17 protein-coding genes are annotated in these 20,257 nt (G+C 62.6%); 9 read left to right on the top strand and 8 right to left on the bottom strand.

Features of this window, described 5'->3' with window-relative positions; all coding sequences use genetic code 11:
- Positions 1 to 416: 416 nt before the first annotated feature.
- On the bottom strand, positions 417 to 2,342 hold the full coding sequence (locus ACX3P0_RS15695) for a long-chain-fatty-acid--CoA ligase (RefSeq protein WP_459089993.1): 1,926 nt from the start codon (positions 2,340 to 2,342) through the stop codon (positions 417 to 419).
- A 256-nt stretch (positions 2,343 to 2,598) separates the two neighbouring features.
- Here ACX3P0_RS15695 and ACX3P0_RS15690 point away from each other — a divergent pair, with 256 nt between their 5' ends.
- The 5 genes from ACX3P0_RS15690 to ACX3P0_RS15670 all read left to right on the top strand — a co-directional run bounded on the left by ACX3P0_RS15690 (position 2,599) and on the right by ACX3P0_RS15670 (position 7,863).
- Positions 2,599 to 4,191, top strand: coding sequence for an ABC transporter substrate-binding protein (locus ACX3P0_RS15690; RefSeq protein ID WP_459089846.1), 1,593 nt, complete (start codon positions 2,599 to 2,601; stop codon positions 4,189 to 4,191).
- A 65-nt stretch (positions 4,192 to 4,256) separates the two neighbouring features.
- Positions 4,257 to 5,264 (top strand): ABC transporter permease subunit, encoded by a 1,008-nt coding sequence (locus ACX3P0_RS15685; protein WP_459077781.1) that lies wholly within the window; start codon positions 4,257 to 4,259, stop codon positions 5,262 to 5,264.
- A complete protein-coding gene (locus tag ACX3P0_RS15680) occupies positions 5,265 to 6,179 on the top strand; it encodes an ABC transporter permease subunit (protein WP_459089845.1) in 915 nt (304 codons plus the stop codon).
- Between the two features lie 2 nt (positions 6,180 to 6,181).
- Positions 6,182 to 7,039, top strand: a complete 858-nt coding sequence (locus ACX3P0_RS15675; RefSeq protein WP_459077918.1) for an ABC transporter ATP-binding protein — start codon at positions 6,182 to 6,184, stop codon at positions 7,037 to 7,039.
- Positions 7,036 to 7,863: a dipeptide ABC transporter ATP-binding protein gene (locus ACX3P0_RS15670; RefSeq protein ID WP_459089844.1), complete on the top strand. Its 828-nt coding sequence runs from the start codon at positions 7,036 to 7,038 to the stop codon at positions 7,861 to 7,863. The genes ACX3P0_RS15675 and ACX3P0_RS15670 overlap by 4 nt, the downstream gene beginning before the upstream one ends.
- Positions 7,864 to 7,873: 10 nt before the next feature.
- Here the strand turns inward: ACX3P0_RS15670 and ACX3P0_RS15665 are convergent, their stop codons facing one another.
- The 6 genes from ACX3P0_RS15665 to ACX3P0_RS15640 form a co-directional block, all read right to left on the bottom strand.
- Positions 7,874 to 8,980: a DUF1513 domain-containing protein gene (locus ACX3P0_RS15665; protein ID WP_459089843.1), complete on the bottom strand. Its 1,107-nt coding sequence runs from the start codon at positions 8,978 to 8,980 to the stop codon at positions 7,874 to 7,876.
- A gap of 2 nt (positions 8,981 to 8,982) precedes the next feature.
- Complete coding sequence (locus ACX3P0_RS15660) at positions 8,983 to 10,086, bottom strand: imelysin family protein (protein ID WP_459089842.1); 1,104 nt, start codon at positions 10,084 to 10,086, stop codon at positions 8,983 to 8,985.
- On the bottom strand, positions 10,086 to 11,582 hold the full coding sequence (locus tag ACX3P0_RS15655; protein ID WP_459089841.1) for a di-heme oxidoreductase family protein: 1,497 nt from the start codon (positions 11,580 to 11,582) through the stop codon (positions 10,086 to 10,088). The genes ACX3P0_RS15660 and ACX3P0_RS15655 overlap by 1 nt, the downstream gene beginning before the upstream one ends.
- Before the next feature lie 198 nt (positions 11,583 to 11,780).
- The gene (gene bfr / locus ACX3P0_RS15650; protein ID WP_459077786.1) at positions 11,781 to 12,266 is read right to left on the bottom strand and encodes a bacterioferritin; all 486 of its coding nucleotides are present in this window, start codon (positions 12,264 to 12,266) and stop codon (positions 11,781 to 11,783) included.
- A complete protein-coding gene (locus ACX3P0_RS15645; protein ID WP_459089839.1) occupies positions 12,232 to 12,543 on the bottom strand; it encodes a (2Fe-2S)-binding protein in 312 nt (103 codons plus the stop codon). The genes bfr and ACX3P0_RS15645 overlap by 35 nt, the downstream gene beginning before the upstream one ends.
- Before the next feature lie 108 nt (positions 12,544 to 12,651).
- The gene (locus ACX3P0_RS15640; RefSeq protein WP_459077788.1) at positions 12,652 to 13,953 is read right to left on the bottom strand and encodes an imelysin family protein; all 1,302 of its coding nucleotides are present in this window, start codon (positions 13,951 to 13,953) and stop codon (positions 12,652 to 12,654) included.
- A 475-nt stretch (positions 13,954 to 14,428) separates the two neighbouring features.
- On the opposite strand from ACX3P0_RS15640, the gene ACX3P0_RS15635 reads away from it, so the two are divergent.
- The 4 genes from ACX3P0_RS15635 to ACX3P0_RS15620 all read left to right on the top strand — a co-directional run bounded on the left by ACX3P0_RS15635 (position 14,429) and on the right by ACX3P0_RS15620 (position 19,438).
- On the top strand, positions 14,429 to 15,673 hold the full coding sequence (locus ACX3P0_RS15635) for an NAD(P)/FAD-dependent oxidoreductase (protein WP_459089837.1): 1,245 nt from the start codon (positions 14,429 to 14,431) through the stop codon (positions 15,671 to 15,673).
- An 81-nt stretch (positions 15,674 to 15,754) separates the two neighbouring features.
- Positions 15,755 to 18,277: a ligase-associated DNA damage response DEXH box helicase gene (locus ACX3P0_RS15630; protein ID WP_459089991.1), complete on the top strand. Its 2,523-nt coding sequence runs from the start codon at positions 15,755 to 15,757 to the stop codon at positions 18,275 to 18,277.
- Positions 18,274 to 19,002: a ligase-associated DNA damage response endonuclease PdeM gene (pdeM, locus tag ACX3P0_RS15625; protein ID WP_459077790.1), complete on the top strand. Its 729-nt coding sequence runs from the start codon at positions 18,274 to 18,276 to the stop codon at positions 19,000 to 19,002. The genes ACX3P0_RS15630 and pdeM overlap by 4 nt, the downstream gene beginning before the upstream one ends.
- 40 nt (positions 19,003 to 19,042) lie before the next feature.
- Entirely contained in the window at positions 19,043 to 19,438 is a 396-nt protein-coding gene (locus ACX3P0_RS15620; protein ID WP_459077791.1) for an MAPEG family protein, read from the top strand.
- A 7-nt stretch (positions 19,439 to 19,445) separates the two neighbouring features.
- On the opposite strand, the gene ACX3P0_RS15615 is transcribed toward ACX3P0_RS15620, so the two are convergent.
- Complete coding sequence (locus ACX3P0_RS15615) at positions 19,446 to 20,246, bottom strand: TIGR02186 family protein (protein WP_459089989.1); 801 nt, start codon at positions 20,244 to 20,246, stop codon at positions 19,446 to 19,448.
- Positions 20,247 to 20,257: the final 11 nt, after the last annotated feature.

Genomic DNA, 20,257 nt, shown 5'->3' with positions numbered 1-20,257 from the left:
TGTCGACAGGAACGACGCGCCAATGCAGCAGGGGCCGATCGGCTATCGCTCAAGGAGCCTTCGGGCATACAGTCTGAAACCGGCGCCCCTTTACGGAGACTTGCCGTAGGATCAACCGACATTCATGGATCGGGCGTGGCGCGAGTCGGTTTTTGTGTTCAAGGCGGCGAAAAGGCAGCAGTGGTGTCGGCCACCACAAGGGCCTTTCAACAAACTTGAACGCGAAAATCCGCCGCGTCCTATAGGGATATGGTGCATCGCCCGGTTCGTCGTCGCAAGACCTCGATGGAGGCCACCTCCACCTTCGATCGTGTTCCTGGAACCGAACGATTTGCGCGCATATCGCGCTCCGATCGCTGCATGTCGATTGTTCTTAGAACCCGCGACCTTGGCACTTCGGCCTACATCGCACAGCTTCAGGTTGTGGTCTTATCCCGCAGCGCTCGGCGCAGAATCTTGCCGACCGGCGACTTCGGCAATTCGGTCCGGAACTCGATAGAGCGAGGCCGCTTGTAGCCGGTCAGGTTCTCGCGGCAATAGGCGATCAGCATGGCTTCCGTCAGGTTCGGGTCCTTCTTGACCACGAACAGTTTCGGCACCTCGCCCGAATGCTCGTCGGGCACGCCGATGGCGGCCACTTCGAGCACGCCGGGATGCTGGGCGACTACTTCCTCCAGTTCGTTCGGATAGACGTTGAAGCCGGAGACGAGGATCATGTCCTTCTTGCGATCGACGATCTTGGTAAAACCTTGAGCGTCCATGAAGCCCATGTCGCCCGACTTGAAGAAGCCGTCGCCGGTCATCGCCCTGGCGGTCTCGTCCGGTCGGTTCCAGTAGCCGCCCATGACCTGCGGACCCTTGATGCAGATCTCGCCGACCTCGCCCAGCGGCAGGTCGTTGCCCTCGTCGTCGCGGATGGCGATCTCGGTCGAGGGCAGCGGCAGGCCGATGGTGCCGGTGAAATCGGGCGACGAGCATTTATTGGCGGTGGCCACCGGCGACGTTTCGGAAAGTCCGTAGCCTTCGGTGATGTGGCTCTTGGTGAGTTCCTTCCAGCGGTCGGCGACGGCCTTCTGCACGGCCATGCCGCCGCCCAGGCTGAGGCGCAGCGCGCTAAAATCCAGTTTGCGAAAGTCGTCATTGTTCAATAGCGCGTTGAACAGCGTGTTGAGGCCGGGGAATATATGGACCGGATATTTTTGCAGCTCCTTGACGAAGCCAGGAATATCGCGCGGGTTGGGAATGAGAATGTTCTGCGCGCCCTGCTGCATCCCCATCAGTGCGTTCACCGTCAGGGCGAAGATATGATAGAGCGGCAGCGCGCAGACATAGGTGAGATGCGCCGGCCTCGGCTTGACCGTGTAGGCATCCTCCACCCACAGAGCCAGTTGCGCGACATTGGCGAGTACGTTGCGGTGCAGCAGCGTCGCGCCCTTGGAGACGCCCGTCGTACCGCCGGTATATTGCAGGAAGGCGATGTCGTCGGCTGCAGTCTTCACCGGCTTGAAGCTCATCGCGCTACCTGACTTCAGCGCGGCATTGAACTTGACATGGCCGGGCAGCGACCATGACGGCACCAGCTTCTTGACGCGCCGCACCACCAGGTTGACGAGCGCGCCCTTGAGCGTACCCAGCATGTCGCCCATCGAGGCGACAACCACATGCTTGACCGCCGTATGCGCGATGACCGCCTGCAAGGTGGTCGCAAAATTTTCGAGAATGACGATCGCCTCTGCGCCGGAATCCTTGAGTTGGTGCTCCAGTTCGCGCCGCGTGTAGAGCGGATTGACGTTTACCACCACGTAGCCGGCATGTAGGCAGGCCATCATGGCGACGGGATACTGCAACACGTTCGGCATCATCAGCGCGACGCGCGCGCCCTTCTGGATGCCGCGCGATTGCAGCCATGCGGCAAAGGCGCGGGATTGCTGCTCAAGCTCGGCATAGGTCAGGCTCTTGCCCATGCAGGTGAAGGCGGGCTGGCCGGCAAACTGCTTGCAAGCCCGCACCAGCAACTCGCCGATGGAAGCGCTCGGCAACGCGCCGATCTCGGCCGGCATGTTTTTCGGGTAGCTGGCAAGCCACGGTTTTTCGCGCCCGGCGGCGGTCTGCGTTTTGGATCGGGCTGCCTGTGGGATTGCTTTTACAGCGGGCTTTGCAGCCGCCTTAGCCGTTGTCGCCTTCGTTCCGGCGACGGCCGTTTTTTCGGGTGCTTTTTTAGACGAAGCGCCCTTTTCTGCGTGCTTTGTGGGAGCAGGCGCGGTTCGTGCCTCGTCTTTCGCCGAGCCGATCCTTGCTGTCGTCTTGGCCACACGCTCCTCCCTTGCCGGACACCTATCTATCGCGGACTATCCCGATCCTTGCAAGGGTTGCCGAGGCGACGCACGGTCAAGGCGAAAATGGCGAAAAAAAGACCATTGATATATGACAAAACGACAGGAATTAGAAAAATATCCTGCGTCACGCGGTGCCAGTAAATCATTTTTCGCTTTGTGGGCGGAATGCAAGCAGGGTGTTCCACTCCAAAAAGAATGGTGCTTATATGCGGCCTTCGAAAGCCTTGCCAAAAAGGGCTTGAAACAAATCAGGGAGTCTTCAATGAAAAAGAAACTGGCTTTTGCGGCCGCCTTGCTGGCTGCAACCGTCATGGGCGGCATGGCCGAGGCCAAGCAATTGGTTTATTGCTCGGAGGCTTCGCCCGCCGGCTTCGATCCGTCGCCCTGGAGCGGCGGCAACGATTTCGACGCATCCTCGCGCACCATCTATTCGCGCCTTGTCGAGTTCGAGCATGGCAAGACCACCATTGCACCCGGCCTCGCCGAAAGCTGGACCGTGTCCGATGACGGGCTGGAATACACCTTCAAGCTGCGTCCCGGCGTAAAGTTCCAGACCACCGACTATTTCACGCCGACGCGCGATCTCACCGCCGCCGACGTCATCTTTTCGTTCGAGCGTCAGTGGAAGAAGGACAATCCGTGGTTCGAATACCTGCCCGGCACCGGCTGGGAGTATTTCGCAGGCATGGGCTTCCCGGACCTTCTCAAGGAGATCGTCAAGGTTGATGATCTGACCGTGAAGTTCGTCCTCAACAAGCCGGAAGTCGCCTTCCTGCCCGACCTTGGCATGGACTTCGCTTCCATCGTCTCCAAGGAGTATGCCGACCAGCTCGAAAAGGCCGGCACCAAGGACCAGTTCACGCAAAAGCCGATAGGCACCGGCCCCTTCCAGTTCGTGGACTACCAGGTCGATGCGGTCATCCGCTATCAGGCATGGGACGGCTATTTCGGCGGCCGCCAGAAGATCGACGACCTGATCTTCGCCATCACCCCCGATCCGGCGGTGCGCGCGCAAAAGCTGATGGCCGGCGAATGCGATATCATGTCCTATCCGGCACCTGCCGACATCAAGGGCCTGCAGGCAGACACGAAGCTCAATGTCGAGGAGCAGGAAGGCCTGAACATCGGCTACATGGCCTACAACACGACCATGCCGCCCTTCGACAAGGTCGAGGTCCGCAAGGCCCTCAACATGGCCGTCAACAAGCAGGCGATCATCGACGCGGTCTATCAGGGCGCCGGCCAGGTTGCCATCAACCCGATCCCGCCGACGATGTGGTCCTACAACAAGGACGTCAAGGACGATCCCTACGATCCGGAAGCGGCCAAGAAGATGCTGGCCGATGCCGGGGTCAAGGATCTGAACATGAAGATCTGGGCGATGCCGGTCAGCCGTCCATACAACCCGAACGCCAAGCGCGTGGCTGAACTGATACAGGCCGATTATGCCAAGATTGGCGTCAAGGCCGAGATTGTCAGCTACGAGTGGACGGAATACCGCGAACGCGGCAAGGCCAAGGATCGCGACGGCGCCTTCCAGCTTGGCTGGACGGGTGACAATGGCGATCCGGACAACTTCCTGTTCCTGCTCGGCTGCGACGCCATCGGCCAGTCCAACTACGCGATCTGGTGCAACAAGGAGTTCCAGGACCTGCTCTTGAAGGGCAAGGCCACCACGGATGTCGCCGAACGCACCAAGATCTACGAAGAGGCTCAGGTCGTTTTCAAGCGTGAGGCTCCGTGGCTGACGATCGCCCATTCCAAGGTGTTCATGCCCATGAACAAGAAGGTGGTCGGCTTCGTCATGGATCCGCTCGGCATTCACCGCTTCGACGGCGTTGATGTCACCGAATAGGATCGTGAAATCAAAATAAGGAACGGCGGCGCTGGACATCTGGCGCCGCCGTTTTATTAAAGAACATGCTCCGATACCTTCTCCAGAAGCTGGCCCTCATCATTCCGACCGTGTTCGGCATTTCGCTGGCGGCGTTCGCTTTCGTGCGGCTTTTGCCCGGCGACCCGATCCTCGCAATGGCGGGCGAGCGCGGCGTCTCGCCGGAACGCTATGCCGAGCTGATCGTCCGCTTTGGCTATGACAAGCCGTATGTGGTGCAATACCTGAACTATATCGGCAACGTGCTGACCGGCGATTTCGGCATCTCCATCGCCACCAAGCGCCCGGTGCTGGGCGAGTTCCTGGTACTGTTTCCGGCAACCCTCGAACTGGCGACCATCGCGCTTATCCTGGCCGTTGCCATCGGCATCCCGGCTGGCATTTTCGCCGCCGTCAAGCGTGGTTCGTGGTTCGATCAGGCAACCATGGGCGTGGCGCTGACCGGCTATTCGATGCCGATTTTCTGGTGGGGCCTGCTGCTCATCATCTTCTTTTCCGGTTATCTTGGCTGGACGCCTGTTTCCGGCCGCATCGGCCTGCAATATTTCTTCAAGCCGGTCACCGGCTTCATGCTGATCGACAGCCTGATCTCGGGCAGGCCCGGTGCGTTCGGCTCGGCCGTCAGCCATCTCATCTTGCCTTCCATCGTGCTGGCGACCATTCCGCTTGCCGTCATCGCGCGCCAGACGCGGTCCGCCATGCTCGAGGTGCTGGGCGAGGATTATGTGCGCACCGCCCGCGCCAAGGGCCTGGCGCCCCGCCGCGTCATCGGCCTGCATGCCTTCCGCAATGCGCTTATCCCGGTGGTCACCACCATCGGCCTGCAGGTCGGAACGCTGATGGCGGGCGCAATCCTGACCGAAACGATCTTCTCCTGGCCCGGCATCGGCAAGTGGATGATCGATGCCATCGGCAAGCGCGACTATGTCGTCGTCCAGAGCGGTCTTCTCATCATCGCGCTGATCGTCATGTCGGTGAACCTGCTCGTCGACGTGCTCTACGCCGTCATCAACCCGCGCATCAGGGTGCAGTAGATGACCGACCAGTCCGCAGGCGAAGCTACCGCCGCCGTCCCGACCGGCCCGCGCCAGCGCGCTTTTGCCGAATTCTGGCACTATTTTTCGATGAACACCGGCGCCGTCATCGGCCTCGTGGTGTTCACGCTGCTGGTGCTTGCGGCGATCTTCGCGCCGCTGATCGCGCCGCATCTGCCCGACGAACAGTTCCGCGATTCGCTGCTGACGCCGCCCATGTGGAGCGAAGGCGGCAAGTCGACCTTCATCCTGGGCACCGACGCCGTTGGCCGCGACATGCTTTCACGCCTCATCTTCGGCGCGCGCTATTCGCTGTTCATCGGCCTTATGGTGGTGGTGTTCTCTCTCTCCAGCGGCATCATCCTCGGCGTGCTCGCCGGCTATTTCCGCGGCTGGGTCGACGCGCTGATCATGCGTATCATGGACATCATCCTGTCCTTCCCCTCGCTGCTGCTGGCGCTGGTGCTGGTGGCGATCCTCGGGCCTGGCCTGTTCAACGCCATGCTGGCCATCGCGCTGGTCTTACAGCCGCACTTCGCGCGCCTGACCCGTGCCGCCGTGATGGCGGAAAAGAACCGCGAATATGTGGTATCGGCCAAGGTGGCCGGCGCGAGCCATCTGCGCATGATGCTGGTGACCATCCTGCCCAATTGCGTCGCCCCGCTCATCGTGCAGGCGACCTTGTCGTTCTCCAACGCCATTCTGGAAGCGGCAGCCCTCGGCTTCCTCGGCATGGGCGCACAGCCGCCGACGCCCGAATGGGGCACCATGCTGGCCAACGCGCGCGAGTTCATCCTGCGCGCACCCTGGGTGGTCACCTATCCCGGACTCGCCATCCTGATTACGGTGCTGGCCATCAACCTGATCGGCGACGGCCTGCGCGACGCGCTCGACCCCAAGCTGAAGAGGTCGTGACCATGCCCCTTCTCGACATCAAAAACCTCACCGTCTCGTTCGACACCTCGACCGGTCCGTTCATGGCGGTTCAGGGCATCGACCTGTCGGTCGAGCCGCGCGAAGTGCTGGCCATCGTCGGCGAAAGCGGCTCCGGCAAGTCGGTATCGATGCTTGGCGTCATGGGGCTGCTGCCAAGTTCGGCGACGGTCAAGGCCGACCGCATGGCTTTCGATGGCATCGATCTTCTGGCGCTGACGCCCGAGCAGCGGCGCAAGATCGTCGGCAAGGACATTTCGATGATCTTCCAGGAGCCGATGGCGAGCCTCAACCCGTGCTTCACGGCCGGCTTCCAGATCGAGGAAGTGCTGCGCTTCCACATGGGCATGGACCGTGCCCAGCGCCGCGCCCGCGCCATCGAACTGATGACGCTGGTGGGTATTGCAGAACCGGCCGAGCGGCTGAATTCTTTCCCGCATCAGATGTCGGGCGGCCAGTGCCAGCGGGTCATGATCGCCATCGCCATCGCCTGCAACCCGAAACTTCTGATTGCCGACGAGCCGACCACCGCGCTCGACGTCACCATCCAGAAGCAGATTCTCGACCTGCTGGTTTCGCTGCAGGCCGAATACGGCATGGGCCTGATCATGATCACCCACAATATGGGCGTGGTGGCCGAGACGGCCGACCGCGTGATCGTCCAGTACAAGGGCCGCAAGATGGAAGAGGCCGACGTTCTGTCGCTGTTCGAAAACCCGCAGAGCAATTACACGCGTGCACTTTTGTCGGCGCTGCCGGACAATGCTACGGGCGATCGCCTGCCGACCATCTCCGACATGCTGTTCGAACCGGCCGCCAATGCCACGGGAGCTGCATCATGACGCCGGTCCTCGAAGGCAGGAACATCGTGCGCGACTACCATGTCGCCGGCAGCGTGTTTCGCGCCGCGCGCACGGTGCACGCGGTCAAGGGCGTCTCCTTCAGCGTGGAAAAGGGCAAGACGCTGGCCATCGTCGGCGAATCTGGTTGCGGCAAGTCCACCCTGGCGCGCATCATCACGCTGATCGACCCCGCAACCGCAGGCGACCTGCTGATCGACGGGCACAAGGTCGACATCGCCAAGGAAAGCCTGTCCAGGGAAATGCGCCGCAAGGTGCAGATCGTTTTCCAGAACCCTTACGGATCGCTCAACCCCCGCCAGAAGATCGGCGATATTCTGGGCGAGCCGCTCAAGATCAATACTGGCAAGCCGGCCGCTGAACGGCGCGACCTTGCCATGGCCATGCTGAAAAAGGTTGGGCTGGGAACCGAACACTACAACCGCTATCCGCACATGTTTTCCGGCGGCCAGCGCCAGCGTATCGCCATCGCCCGCGCACTCATGCTGAACCCGTCGCTGTTGGTGCTGGACGAGCCGGTGTCGGCGCTCGACCTTTCCGTGCAGGCGCAGGTGTTGAACCTGCTGGCCGATTTGCAGGACGAGTTCCAACTGACCTATGTGTTCATCAGCCACGATTTGTCCGTCGTGCGCTACATCGCCGACGACGTCATGGTGATGTATTTCGGCGAAGCGGTGGAATACGGTTCTCGCGACGAGGTTTTTTCCGACCCCAAGCACAGCTATACCAAGACGCTGTTTGCCGCCACGCCCCGCGCCGACATCGCCAGCATCAAGGCGCGGCTGGCCGGCAAGAGAGCCGCTTAGGCGTAAGGCGCTATCGCGCCTGTGCGATGCGGTGCATGTGGTTGTCCCAGACATAATCCGGCTTGGAGATGCCGGCGCTGTTTGCTGGAACGATCATGCCAGCGCCGCTGGTGGCGATGAAGCCTTTGCGGTCCGGCGCGATGCCGCAAACTTCCGTCAGGCCGGTGGCTGAAACCACCCTGCCGCTTTTCGTGTCGAAGACGACATAGCTGTTGCCGGCGGGCGACGACACCGCCATCGTCCCTGCCTCACGGTTGGCGGCCATGGCGCCGATATAATTGTGCAGGCCGTTCAGCACCTTTTCCGGCATCTCCAATAGTTCCAAATCCTTGCCGCGCGCGGCGCGCCCGACCAGCGACGGCCTGTCCATGGTCGCTCCCTCATACTGGCAACTGAACCAGATCGTGCCGGCATGGTCGGCGTCCATGTGGCGGATGGAAAGCCGGTTCAGGTCCGGCGGCAACTGGTGCTTTTCGATGAGATCGCCGGACAGGCGGTCGATCAGCACATAGGACGGCTGCATCGTCGCCAGATTGAGCTTGGCCTTGCCGAAGTCGGGATGCGTTTCGATGCCGCCATTGGCGATGGCGAGCGTCCGGTCGTCGCCCATCAGCAGCAATTCGTGCGGGCCGACGCCGTGGGTCGGAAATTCGCCGATGCGCGAAAACCCGTCGCGCGCATCGTAGATGCCGATCATGCCGGCGGCATTGTCGAAATCGTTCTCGGTCGCGTAGAGCAACGCGCCGTCGCTCGAGAACACCCCATGCCCGTAGAAGTGGCGGCCGGTAATGCTGGCGATGGTCAGCGGCTGGGCATGCCCGGTGTGGTCGAAGACGACGGCGATGGTGCCCGGCTTGCGCGGAAAAACCACCGAGCGCCGCGTGACCGGGTCGAAGGTTACATCATGGCCTCGGTCCGGTAATTCGACCGCATAGATGAGCTTGCCGGCCTCGGAAAGAATGCCCGCGCCGTAGCTGCCGTCGCGCTTGACGAAGGCGGTGGCGAATATGGCGTCCGCGTCGAGCGTCGCAGCCCATGCGGACGGCGCAAGGGCTGCCGCGAAGCCCGCGCCGGCGGCCTTCAGGAAATCGCGCCGATCGATCAACGGCGTGCGCACCCTCAATCCCCGTCGAGCGAGGAAAAGCCGGCGGTAAGGCCGAACTCGGCGGTCATGCGGGTGCCGATCAGGCCGGAAAGCGTACTCGTCACCAGCGCGAAATGATCGAGTTTTGCCCGGCGCGCCGGGTCGGCCAGCGCCTCGCCGATCGGCCCGGTAACGGCACGCGCGTCCGCCGCGCCGTTGGCGAGCAGGATATGGGTCGAATCCGCCATCCAGTGCGCCTCGGGCGAAAGCGCATCGCCGACATGCGAAACCGTAAACAACCGGTCCATGCCGTCCAGATTGGCGGCGAGCGAAGCGGCCGTGTTGCCGGAGCGCCAGTAGATCGCCTGCTTCGGCTTGTCGGCCTCGGGGTTGGCGCCGAAAAAGCCATTCAGGCGCACGTCGCGCACCATCTCGAGTTCGTTGATGAAAACGCCCATCAATTCCGTGACGGCCTCGTTGCCGTCGCGATAGAGCGGATTGTCCGGGCCCGGATTGGCCCACAGCTCGGCAAACCCGTCCTTCTTGTCCCAGTCCGCCGCGACATCGCCGGCCATCGTCTCGATATTGCCGGCGACCGCCGCGCCATAGGCGCAGCGATACGGATCGTCGCTGGTCGCCAGCGCTTCCGCGCCGGTGCCGTAGAGCACGAATTCCAGTGCCCCGAACCCCTGCATGGCAACGCTTTTGCCGGAAAGCCGGGCAGGATCGGTCGCCGTCGCATCCTTGTCGGCCAAGGCTGCCTGCACCTGTTTGAGACCTATCGATTTGCGGTCGGGCCAAAACAACATCCGCTCGAGCCTGTTATTCTCGCGGATCGGCCCGAAGGTTATGATCTCGACCGTCGACCATGCCTCGACAGCGCCGGAAAATTCGGCGCGAGCTTTCACGAGGTTGCCCGGCGAGGGGGCTTCGCAAAGCGCCCGCATGGTCGTCGTCAAGGTCGCTGCATGATCGTGCAGGCTGGCATAAGCGGGCCGAATGAAGCCGTCGATGGCCGCACCGATGACGTCGGCTGCTTTCACCGCGGCCGCGGCAGGCTGAACCATCGGCAACAGCAACGGCGCGGCCAGCGCAAAAGCCAGCCCAAGGGGCCGCGGAGCGAAAAACCGCTTCGACATCACAACGACTCCAGGAATTTGATCAGCGCATCGCGCTCGGTGGCAGGGGCGGCAGCGAAGCGGTCGCGGGCCTTTTGCGCCTCGCCGCCATGCCACAGGATTGCCTCGGTAAGGTTGCGGGCGCGTCCGTCATGCAGGAAGAAAGTATGGCCGTTGACCTTTTTCGTCAGGCCGATGCCCCATAGCGGCGGCGTGCGCCATTCGCTGCCGGTGGCATCGCCCACCTGTTGTCCGTCGGCCAGACCGTCGCCCAGATCGTGCAGCAGGAAGTCCGAATATGGCCATATCAGCTGGAAAGCCTGCGCCTTGTTCGGCGTATCGCGCCGCGTGACGAATTTCGGCGTATGGCACGAAACGCAGCCCATGGCGTAAAACGCCTGCTTGCCGGCCAATACGTCCGGCTTTTCGATGGCGCGGCGGGCCGGCACGGCCAGGTTCTGCGAATAGAAGGTGATGAGGTCCATCACCGGCACCGGCGCTTCGGTATCGCCAAGACGTTGCTGGACACCGTTCGGCATGGCGAGGCAGTTGACCTGCGCTGCCGTGCAGTCGCCCCAGTGGCGCGGCGCTTCCGGAGATGAAATGCCGATGTCGCCTGCCAGCGCGTCCGCCGACTGCGCGCGCACGCTCGACTGCTGCGCCTTCCAGCCGAAGCGGCCGAGCGTAAGATCGCCGCTGACAGGATCGCGCACGATGGCCGCCTTGCCGGAAATACCGTCGCCGTCGCCGTCGTCCGGGTCGGCCCGCGCCAGTATGTCGGCGGGATGGATCTGCTCGACCAGCCCTAGCCCGATCATTGGGTTGGCGATGCGCGGCGACAGCATCGTGCGCGGGTCCAGCGGGCCGTAGGCGAGGTCGTCAACCGAATAACTCGGCTTGCGCAGCGACAGTGTCGTGCCGTCGCCCAGTGTCACCGGCATTTCCTGATAGTCTATGCGCATGCGGCCTTCGCCGGACAGGCCCGGTACCGCCAAGTCCTGCAACTGCGTGCCATAGATAGGGTCGGGGAAATTGAGCGCTTCGTGATTGGCGACCGCCGCCTTTTCCTGCGCCGTCTCTGCCGTGCGCGCCAGCCGCAGGAACATGGAGGTGGCGTCGAGACTGGCTTCCGGCGGGTGACCGCGCCCGTCCTTCAGGTGGCAGGACTGGCAGGCGCGCGCGTTGAACAGCGGCCCAAGCCCATCGGATGCCTGCGTCGAGGATGGCGACGACACCCAGTTCTTGCGGAAAAGCGCATTGCCGAGCTTGAACGTGCCTTCTTCCTCGAAGGTGATGTTGGCCGAGGAGTGCGAGAAGGCGTCGGCGTTGACGCGCTTCTTCGAGGTGCCGGCGCCGCCCTGCATCAGCTCGAACTGCTCGGCCTTGGAAAAATCGCGGGTCGGCTTGGTGACCGTCTCGACCCGCGCCAGATCCTTCGGCGTCAGGTCGGATCGGGTAGTGGCAAGGCCGTCGGCGAAGGCCGGCCATGCCGCAAATAGGAAAACAGTGCCAAACAAGGCAGCAAGACTGAAGATAGCGGGCTTCTCCCCGTAAACGGAGAGAAGATGCCGGCAGGCAGATGAGGGGCGACGCGAGCGTGGCACGCGCTGCCCCTCATCTGTCACTTCGTGACACCCTCTCCCCGTAAACGGAGAGAAGGAAGAACCTCGCGCGCGGCGCAGAAAATCTAGTATGCGCCGCATTCCCGCATGTCCTTATTCCGCCTCGTTGGCGGCGTCGGCGTTGAGCAGGCCGTACTTTTCGTCGCCGATGGAAGCGAGCAGGTCGAGCTGCGTCTCGAGGAAGTCGATGTGCCCTTCCTCGTCCGCCAGCAATTCCTCGAACAGCTTCATGGTCACGTAGTCGCCCAGTTCATTGCAAATCTCGCGCGAGCGCTTGTAGGCGGTACGGGCCTCGTATTCGCCCGCGAGATCGGATTCCAGCACTTCCTTCACGTTCTGCCCGATGCGCAACGGCGCGACGGACTGCAGGTTCGGATGGCCTTCGAGAAAGATGATGCGGGCGACAAGGCGGTCTGCATGGTGCATCTCTTCGATCGATTCTGCCCGCTCCTTCTTGGCGAGCTTGGTGTAGCCCCAGTCCTCCAGCAGACGGAAATGCACCCAGTACTGATTGACGGCTCCGAGTTCCAGAAAAAGGGCTTCGTTAAGCCGCTCGATGATTTGCGGTTCGCCTTTCATGGGTCGTACTCCCGTATTGGACGCGCAGTTCCCTGACACGGTCCAGGTGTGTAACGATATCCACGCCGTCCGTCGCGGATTTGGCGTGATACGCCTCGGTTACCCGAATGATCGTTTCCACCACATTTGGAAAGCAGCCGCAACAGCGCCCGCGCTTGTGCATCGAATGATAGACCTTGGCCGGGACGATAAGCTGCCACCGGTCCTGGTCGAGCAGGGCGATGATTGCCTGCTCGACTTCCTTTTGCGTGATGACATTGCACTGACAGATCAGCATTTTCGTCTCTTTGGCTGATGGAGCGCACCTCCATCTGGCTAATCGTTCCTGTGAAGCGGGTTTCGCTCCCGCTTCCGGAGAAACCCCGACTTACTGGAAAACCCCGACTTACTGAAACACCTTGTCCGGTGCGTCGAGGCTGTCCGAGCTTTCGAAAGCGATGGCGTCGAGCTTCAACGCCGACACGACGCGCTCGATCGACTTGGTCTGGTCGACCAGTCCGTCGATTGCCGCCTGCACGGTGGCGTTACCCTCGGTATTGCCTTCGCCGATCTGCTGGTCGTAGGCCTCGCCGGCCTCGGCGCGCGCCTTGATCGCCTCCATTTTGGCGACGGTCAGGCCGAGCTTGTCGGACAATTCCTTGTCCAGTGCCGGATCGGCAGCCTTGACCATGTCGGACACCGAAGGACCGGATACGACTGAGCCGTCGATGCGCTTGTAGCTGGCATGATAGGCGTCGCGGATGCCGACCGCATCCTCAAGGTGCGAGATATGGGTATTGTCGGAGAAGCAGTCATGCTCTTCCTCCGGGTCGTGCAGCAACAGGCCGAGTTTCATGCGCTCGCCCGCCAGTTCGCCATAGGACAGCGAACCCATGCCGGTCAGGATGGCCGAAATGCCGGCATTCGGCTCGCCCTCCTCGAGGTTCTTGCGCGCCGCGCCGCCGTCTTTCCAGTTGCCGACCATCTCCTCCAGGTCCGAGACCAAAAGGTCGCTTGCCGACTTCAGGTACTGGCCGCGGCGGTCGCAATTGCCGTTGGTGCAGTTGGCGGTGTCGTAGTCGCTATAGGCGCGCTCGCCGGCGCCTGGGCCGGTGCCGTGCAAATCCTGCCCCCATAGAAGGAATTCGACGGCGTGATAACCGATAGCCACATTGGCCTCGATATCGCCCGCCTCCTGCAGCGTGCCGGAGAGGAATTCCGGTGTCAGGTTCGAGGCGTCGATTTCCTTGCCGTCGATCTTGATCGTCTTGTTGGCGATGACATTGGCCGTGTAGAGCGAGTTCCCGTCCGATTCGGTGCCGTAGCCCTTGTCGACATAGTCGATCAGGCCTTCATCCAGCGGCCAGGCATTCACCCGGCCTTCCCATTCGTCGACGATGGGGTTGCCGAAACGATAGACTTCCGTCTGCTGGTAGGGAATGCGCGCCGCCTTCCAGGCTTCGCGCGCCGCATTCAGCGCCTCAGTCGAGGGCTTGGCGATCAGCGCAGCGACCGCCTTGTCGAGCGCCTGCGCGGTGGTCAGCGAATCCTCGTATTTGGCCAGAGCGATATCGGAATAGGTCTTGATGACCGTCTTGGCGTCGGTTTCCGCCTTTGCCGGCAACACGAAGACGGCGGCCGTCAGCGCGACCGTGGCGGCAAGGGCAGCAAGCCTGCCGGCATATCGGGTCTTGACGATTTTCAGCATTGTCGTCTCCTGGGAACTGTCAGCATGGAAGGGCAGCGGCCGTGCCATGGGCATGGCCGGGAGCCAGTTGCGGAATGTGCGAATGACGATCAAGGCGCAGGCTTTGCTGCGCGGACGGCAAGTCGAAAAATGGCCGCGTCGCGCGGTCCGGATAACAAGACACCGAAATGCCTCCAATCGAACGGGTTCAAGGCCCAGACATCAAAGGGATGCGCTGTAGCGCTGCCTCACATAAAACGATGCTCGTCCGTAAAGTCAACCGTCTTTGTCAAGAAAAGACAATCGAAACAATAGTTTAGAATAATTCTAAACTAAATGGCTCATGTTTTACGCAGGCCAGCTATTTCAGGCGCTCCATGGGTGGGAGATTGACAAAAGGGCATTCCGGGTGCGACCCGGAGTGCGGCATTCGCGGCGGAACTGGACAATCGCCGGTTTCGCGGCCTGGCTAGGATGCCGAACGGATAGGTGCAGCATGAAGAACGGCGTCGTCATTGTCGGTGCGGGTCACGCGGGGGTGCAGGCGGCGGCCAGCCTGCGCGAGGAGGGCTATGATAGTCCGGTCATCCTGCTCGGCGACGAGAACGAACTTCCCTACCACAAGCCGCCGCTGTCCAAGACCTTCATCAAGGATACCGAGGCCAAGCCACAGCCGCTCCGCGGAGAGCCCTTCTATACCGGAAATGCCATCGATTTCCGCCCCGGCGTCACGGTCGAGCGCATCGACCTTGGCGGCCAGCGGCTGAAGATCGCCGGCGGCGATACGCTGGCCTTCGACCGCCTGGTCCTAGCCACAGGTTCGCGCCCGCGCCTGCTGCCGCTGTCCGGCTCGGATCTTGCCGGCGTGCTGTCTCTGCGCTCGATTAGTGATGCGCGCCTGATCCGCGACCAGAGCGGCCAAAGCGAGGAAGTCGTTATCCTCGGCGGTGGCTTCATAGGCCTGGAAATCGCCGCGACACTGACGGCGGGTGGCCGCAAGGTCACGGTGGTCGAGGCGGCGCCGCGTCTGCTCGGCCGCGCCGTTGCGCCGGTCGTCGCCAGCCATGTGCACAAGCGGCTGGAGGCGCTGGGCGTGCGCATCCTGACCGCCACGACGGTCCAGCGGCTGGAGGGCGAAAACGGCCATGTCGTGGCGGCGGTTACGTGCGCCGGCGAGCGGCTGCCGGCGAAAATGGTCATCATCGGCATCGGCGTGGTGCCCAACATGGAATTGGCTGGAGCCGCCGGCCTCGCCATCGGCAATGGTATCAGCGTCGACCAGCAGATGCGAAGCTCGACGCCGCAGGTGCTGGCGATCGGCGACGCCGCCAGCTACCGCCACTGGTTCACCGGCGGCGACGTGCGGCTGGAATCGGTGCAGAACGCCACCGACCAGGCGCGTCTCGCGGCGCGCACCATCACCGGCCATGCGGATGCCTTTGCCGCGGTGCCGTGGTTCTGGTCGGACATCGGCGACATGAAGTTGCAGATGGTTGGCCTCACCGCCGGCAGCGACAGCAATGTGGTGCTGGGCGATTTCGACGAGAACCGGTTTTCCCTCTACCACTATGCTGGCGACCGACTGCTCGGCATTGAATCCGTCAACCGTCCCGGCGACCACATGCTTGGCCGCAAGATGCTGGGCGCTGGCTTTTCACCGTTGCCGGAAACGGTGGCAGCCGGTCCTGACGGGCTGAAGGCTGCCCTTGCCGCCTTCCAGCAGGGCGTCGCGGCAGAGTAGGCCGGGAGCGTCACCGGCTCCGATCACCTTTTGTTCCAGAATTTCCTTGGCGATTGCCCGCCGCCGCGCTACCTCTGCCGGGTGACCATCGAGCAGCCCCTTGCCGACGAAAATACCGCTGTCCGTTTTCCCGAACCGTTCGTAAAATGGTTCGCGGCAAAGGGGTGGACTCCGCGCGCGCATCAGATCGAACTGCTTTCCCGCGCTCAAGCCGGGCAATCGGTGCTGCTTATCGCGCCGACCGGGGCCGGCAAGACGCTGGCCGGGTTCTTGCCGACGCTGACCGAACTGGCGCATCGGCCCAAGCGAAAACCCGGCGCTGCCCGGCGCGGCATCCACACGCTCTACATCTCGCCGCTCAAGGCGCTGGCCGTCGATATCGAGCGCAATCTCGGCAAGCCGGTGGCGGAAATCGGCTTGTCCATCACGATAGAAACCCGCACCGGCGACACGCCGCAGCACAAGCGCGCGCGGCAGAAACTGGTGCCACCGGACATTTTGCTGACGACGCCTGAACAACTGGCGCTGCTGATCGCGTCTGCCGACGCCGTGCGCTTCTTCGAGGATTTGCGCTACGTCGTGCTCGACGAGTTGCATTCGCTGGTAACATCGAAGCGCGGCCATCTGCTGGCGCTGGGACTGGCGCGGCTGCGCAAATTCGTGCCCGCCATGCAGACCATCGGCCTGTCGGCGACGGTAGCCGAGCCGGACGAATTGCGGCGCTGGCTGGTCAGCCAGAATCCGCCCGGCGAAATGGCCAGCCTCATCACCGTCGAAGGCGGCGCAAAGCCGGATATTACCATCCTCGATTCAGAAGAACACGTGCCGTGGGCGGGGCATTCGGCGCGCTATGCGACGCCAGAGATTTACGACGCCATCAAACGGCACAGGACAACGCTTTTGTTCGTCAACACGCGCAGCCAGGCGGAACTGCTGTTTCGGGAACTGTGGCGGGTCAATGAGGATACGTTGCCGATCGCGCTGCATCACGGCTCGCTCGATGTCGGCCAGCGCCGGCGCGTCGAAAAGGCGATGGGCGACAATGCGCTACGCGCCATCGTCGCTACCTCGACGCTCGATCTCGGCATCGACTGGGGCGATGTCGATCTGGTGGTGCATGTCGGCGCGCCGAAGGGGGCGAGCCGGCTGGCACAGCGCATCGGCCGTTCCAATCACCGCATGGATGAGCCGTCGAAGGCAATCCTGATCCCGGCCAACCGTTTCGAGGTGCTGGAGTGCCGGGCAGCCCTCGACGCCAACTATCTTGGCGCGCAGGACACGCCGCCGCTGACTGCCGGCGGGCTCGACGTGCTGGCGCAGCATGTGCTGGGTTGCGCTTGCGGTGCACCGTTTCTGGCCGACGACCTGTTCGCGGAAATCCGCACGGCAGCCCCCTATGCCGATCTCGACCGCGAAACATTCGACCGCGTCGTCGATTTCGTCGCCACCGGTGGCTATGCGCTGAAAGCCTATGAGCGCTATGCCCGCATCCGTCAGAACAAGGACGGCTTCTGGCGCGTCTCGCATCCGCGCTTCGCCCAGCAATACCGGCTCAATGTCGGCACCATCATCGAGGTGCCGGCGCTCAACGTGCGCTATGTAAAGGCGGGCTCGAAAGCGTCGACGTCACGCGGCGGCATGACATTGGGCAAGATCGAGGAAGCGTTTCTCGAAACGCTGACGCATGGCGACACGTTTCTGTTTGCCGGAAAAGTTCTGCGCTTCGAGGGCATCCGCGAGAGCGAATGTTTCGTCTCGAACGCGCCGGGCAGCGACGCCAAGGTGCCTTATTATGGCGGCGGCAAATTTCCGCTTTCGACCTATCTGGCCGAACAGGTACGCGTCATGCTGGACGACCCGGCGCGCTGGAAAAACCTGCCGGAGCAGGTCGCCGACTGGCTGCGCATCCAGGCGGAAAAGTCGGTGCTGCCGAAGCGCGCAGATCTTTTGATCGAAACTTTTCCACGCGGCAACCGGCACTATCTGGTCGCCTATCCGTTCGAGGGCAGGCTGGCGCACCAGACGCTCGGCATGTTGCTGACACGCAGGCTGGAGCGGGCTGGCGCGCGGCCGCTCGGTTTCGTCGCCACCGACTACGCGCTTGCCGTCTGGTCGCTGGGCGACATGGGACAGATGTTCCGGGCGAAAAAGCCGTCGCTCAGTGAACTGTTCGATGAGGACATGCTGGGTGACGATCTCGAGGCTTGGCTGGCCGATTCATGGCTTTTGAAGCGTACCTTCCGCGCCTGTGCGCTGATTTCGGGGTTGATCGAAAAGCGCCATCCCGGTCAGGAAAAGAGTGGGCGGCAGGTGACGGTGTCGACCGATCTCATCTACGACGTGCTGCGCAGCCACGAGCCGGACCATATCCTGCTGCAGGCGACGCGGGCGGATGCTGCCGCCGGGCTGCTCGATGTCAGGAGACTGGCCGACATGCTCTCGCGCATCCACGGGCGAATCGTGCATAAGCACCTTGAACACATCTCGCCGCTGGCCGTGCCGATCATGCTGGAAGTCGGCAAGATGCCGGTCAATGGCGAGGCCGACGAAACGCTTCTGATGGATGCCGCCGATCTGGTCGAGGAGGCCATGGGCAAAGGATGAATTTCGCTGCCGCCAGCGCCCCGCCGATCCACGGTGACCCTGTTCGGGGCGACCTTGTCGGCATCGCCGGCGAGTTTGCTGTCTGCGACAGGCGCGGCGTGCTTTATTTCCCAGAATACCAGCTTCTGGTGGTGTCCGATCTGCATCTGGAAAAAGGTTCGTCGTTGGCCAGGCGCGGTGCGCTGATCCCGCCCTATGATACGGCAGCGACCCTCCTGCGGCTTCAAGCAGTGATCGCGGATTACCAGCCGGTCATCGTCATCAGCCTTGGCGACAGCTTTCATGACGGCGGCGGGGCTGCGCGCATGCACCCGGCCTTTCGCGAACAGCTTGAAGCCCTGATGGCAGGGCGCGATTGGTTCTGGGTCGCCGGCAACCACGATCCCGATGCGCCTGCCGGCCTGTCCGGCAAGACGGTGCGCGAGATCGCCATTGGCGCGCTTTCGTTCAGGCACGAGCCTTCTGCGGAAAGGATCGAGGGCGAGATTTCAGGCCATCTGCATCCGTGCGCGCGCATCGTGCAGCGGGGCCGCTCGGTACGGCGGCGCTGCTTTGCCGGCGATGGCGGGCGCATGATCATGCCGGCCTTCGGCGCCTATACCGGCTCGCTCAACGTGCTCGACCGCGCCTATGCCGGGCTGTTTCGCCGCGAAAGCCTGATGGCCTACATGCTCGGCGCGCAGCGTATCTTCGCGCTGCCACACTCGATGCTGCGGCCGGGGTGAGGGTTGCGGCTATCTGGGGCGGAGGCAGAAGGGAGCTGACATGGAAAGGTACTACTCGGTCGCTATCGTGACCCTGCTTTGCGGGCTCGTGATATTCGCAATGGCCCTGACCGTGGCGAGAACCCATGGCAAGACCGGTATCCTCGCCCCGACCATGACCGGCGATCCGCTGCTCGAAAGAGCCGTTCGGGCCCACACGAACACGCTCGAATGGTTGCTGATCTTCCTTCCCGCGATGTGGCTGTTCGCGATTTATTGGAGCGCCGGCTGGGCAGCCGGCTTCGGCGTCCTGTGGCTTATCGGCCGCGTGGCGTATTTCGTCGGATACATCTCGGAGCCGAAAAAGCGATATCCTGGATTCTTCATCCAGGCCATCGCGACATTTGTGCTGCTCCTCGGCGCGCTGGGGCGGATTGTCTACCTCGCCTTGACTTAGCGCCGCATCAGTCCTTGCGGAACAGGACACGGCCCAGCCAGCCGGTCACGATCGCCAGGAAGACGGCGAAGAGGCCGTAGAAGACCGAATGGTTATGGGCGAGGCGGAAAATCATCTGCTCGAAGCCGGACTTGCGGATCTCGAGTTGCGCGGAGTTTTCCTTGATGAAGAGGCCGTTCTTGAACAGAAAGGCGCGCGCCTTGTGGGTGCCGATCTGCACGTCGGGCGCCAGCCGCACCGTGGCGCGAAACAGGTTTTGCGACAGGAACTGCACACCGCCGACATTCTCGCTGTAGAGCCCGGCGGCCGCCTTGCGGTCGCGCAGCGCCTGGGTGAATTCCTTGATGGTTGAGGGGCTGCTGTCGTCGCCTTCCGCTGGCTGCATGTAGATGTTGCTAGGGCCGAGCGACAATTGCCTGTAGCTGTTGGGTTCGGTAATGTCCTGAAGCGGCCTTGTGCTGGCCATCGAATAGGAAACCGGCACGTTGTCGAAGGTTTCCGATTCGAGATTGACCCACACGCCCAACACCTTGTCCTTGCGGCGGACCACGATTGGCTGCCCCGGCCCTTCCAGCACCACGATGACGTCGTAGCGCCCCTGCCTTGCGACCTGCGGGTCAGCGTCCTCCAGCGAACCGAAAATGGTGAGATCGGCGCCCGAAAAGCCCGCCGTGATCGACACATTGTCCGTGGACAGGCCGATCTGGATGCCTTCGTGATGCGCGGGGGTCTGCACGCGCGGCGCCTGTGGCTGCGCCTGTGCTGCTGCGGCCAAAGCGAATGCTAGCGTGCCTTGCGCCGCGAGCATACAGAGGAATT

This window comes from Mesorhizobium sp. A556 (genome assembly GCF_054489545.1).
The sequence above is the reverse complement of the archived record's forward strand: the minus strand, read 5'-3'. Positions and strand labels throughout refer to the sequence as shown.

Excerpts from the sequence above, each read along its gene's own strand:
- ACX3P0_RS15690 (WP_459089846.1), top strand. The coding sequence starts at position 2,599 with ATGAAAAAGAAACTGGCTTTTGCGGCCGCCTTGCTGGCTGCAACCGTC.
- ACX3P0_RS15685 (WP_459077781.1), top strand. The coding sequence starts at position 4,257 with ATGCTCCGATACCTTCTCCAGAAGCTGGCCCTCATCATTCCGACCGTG.
- ACX3P0_RS15680 (WP_459089845.1), top strand. The coding sequence starts at position 5,265 with ATGACCGACCAGTCCGCAGGCGAAGCTACCGCCGCCGTCCCGACCGGC.
- ACX3P0_RS15675 (WP_459077918.1), top strand. The coding sequence starts at position 6,182 with ATGCCCCTTCTCGACATCAAAAACCTCACCGTCTCGTTCGACACCTCG.
- ACX3P0_RS15670 (WP_459089844.1), top strand. The coding sequence starts at position 7,036 with ATGACGCCGGTCCTCGAAGGCAGGAACATCGTGCGCGACTACCATGTC.
- ACX3P0_RS15660 (WP_459089842.1), bottom strand. The coding sequence starts at position 10,086 with ATGTCGAAGCGGTTTTTCGCTCCGCGGCCCCTTGGGCTGGCTTTTGCG.
- bfr (WP_459077786.1), bottom strand. The coding sequence starts at position 12,266 with ATGAAAGGCGAACCGCAAATCATCGAGCGGCTTAACGAAGCCCTTTTT.
- ACX3P0_RS15645 (WP_459089839.1), bottom strand. The coding sequence starts at position 12,543 with ATGCTGATCTGTCAGTGCAATGTCATCACGCAAAAGGAAGTCGAGCAG.
- ACX3P0_RS15640 (WP_459077788.1), bottom strand. The coding sequence starts at position 13,953 with ATGCTGAAAATCGTCAAGACCCGATATGCCGGCAGGCTTGCTGCCCTT.
- ACX3P0_RS15635 (WP_459089837.1), top strand. The coding sequence starts at position 14,429 with ATGAAGAACGGCGTCGTCATTGTCGGTGCGGGTCACGCGGGGGTGCAG.
- pdeM (WP_459077790.1), top strand. The coding sequence starts at position 18,274 with ATGAATTTCGCTGCCGCCAGCGCCCCGCCGATCCACGGTGACCCTGTT.
- ACX3P0_RS15620 (WP_459077791.1), top strand. The coding sequence starts at position 19,043 with ATGGAAAGGTACTACTCGGTCGCTATCGTGACCCTGCTTTGCGGGCTC.
- ACX3P0_RS15615 (WP_459089989.1), bottom strand. The coding sequence starts at position 20,246 with ATGCTCGCGGCGCAAGGCACGCTAGCATTCGCTTTGGCCGCAGCAGCA.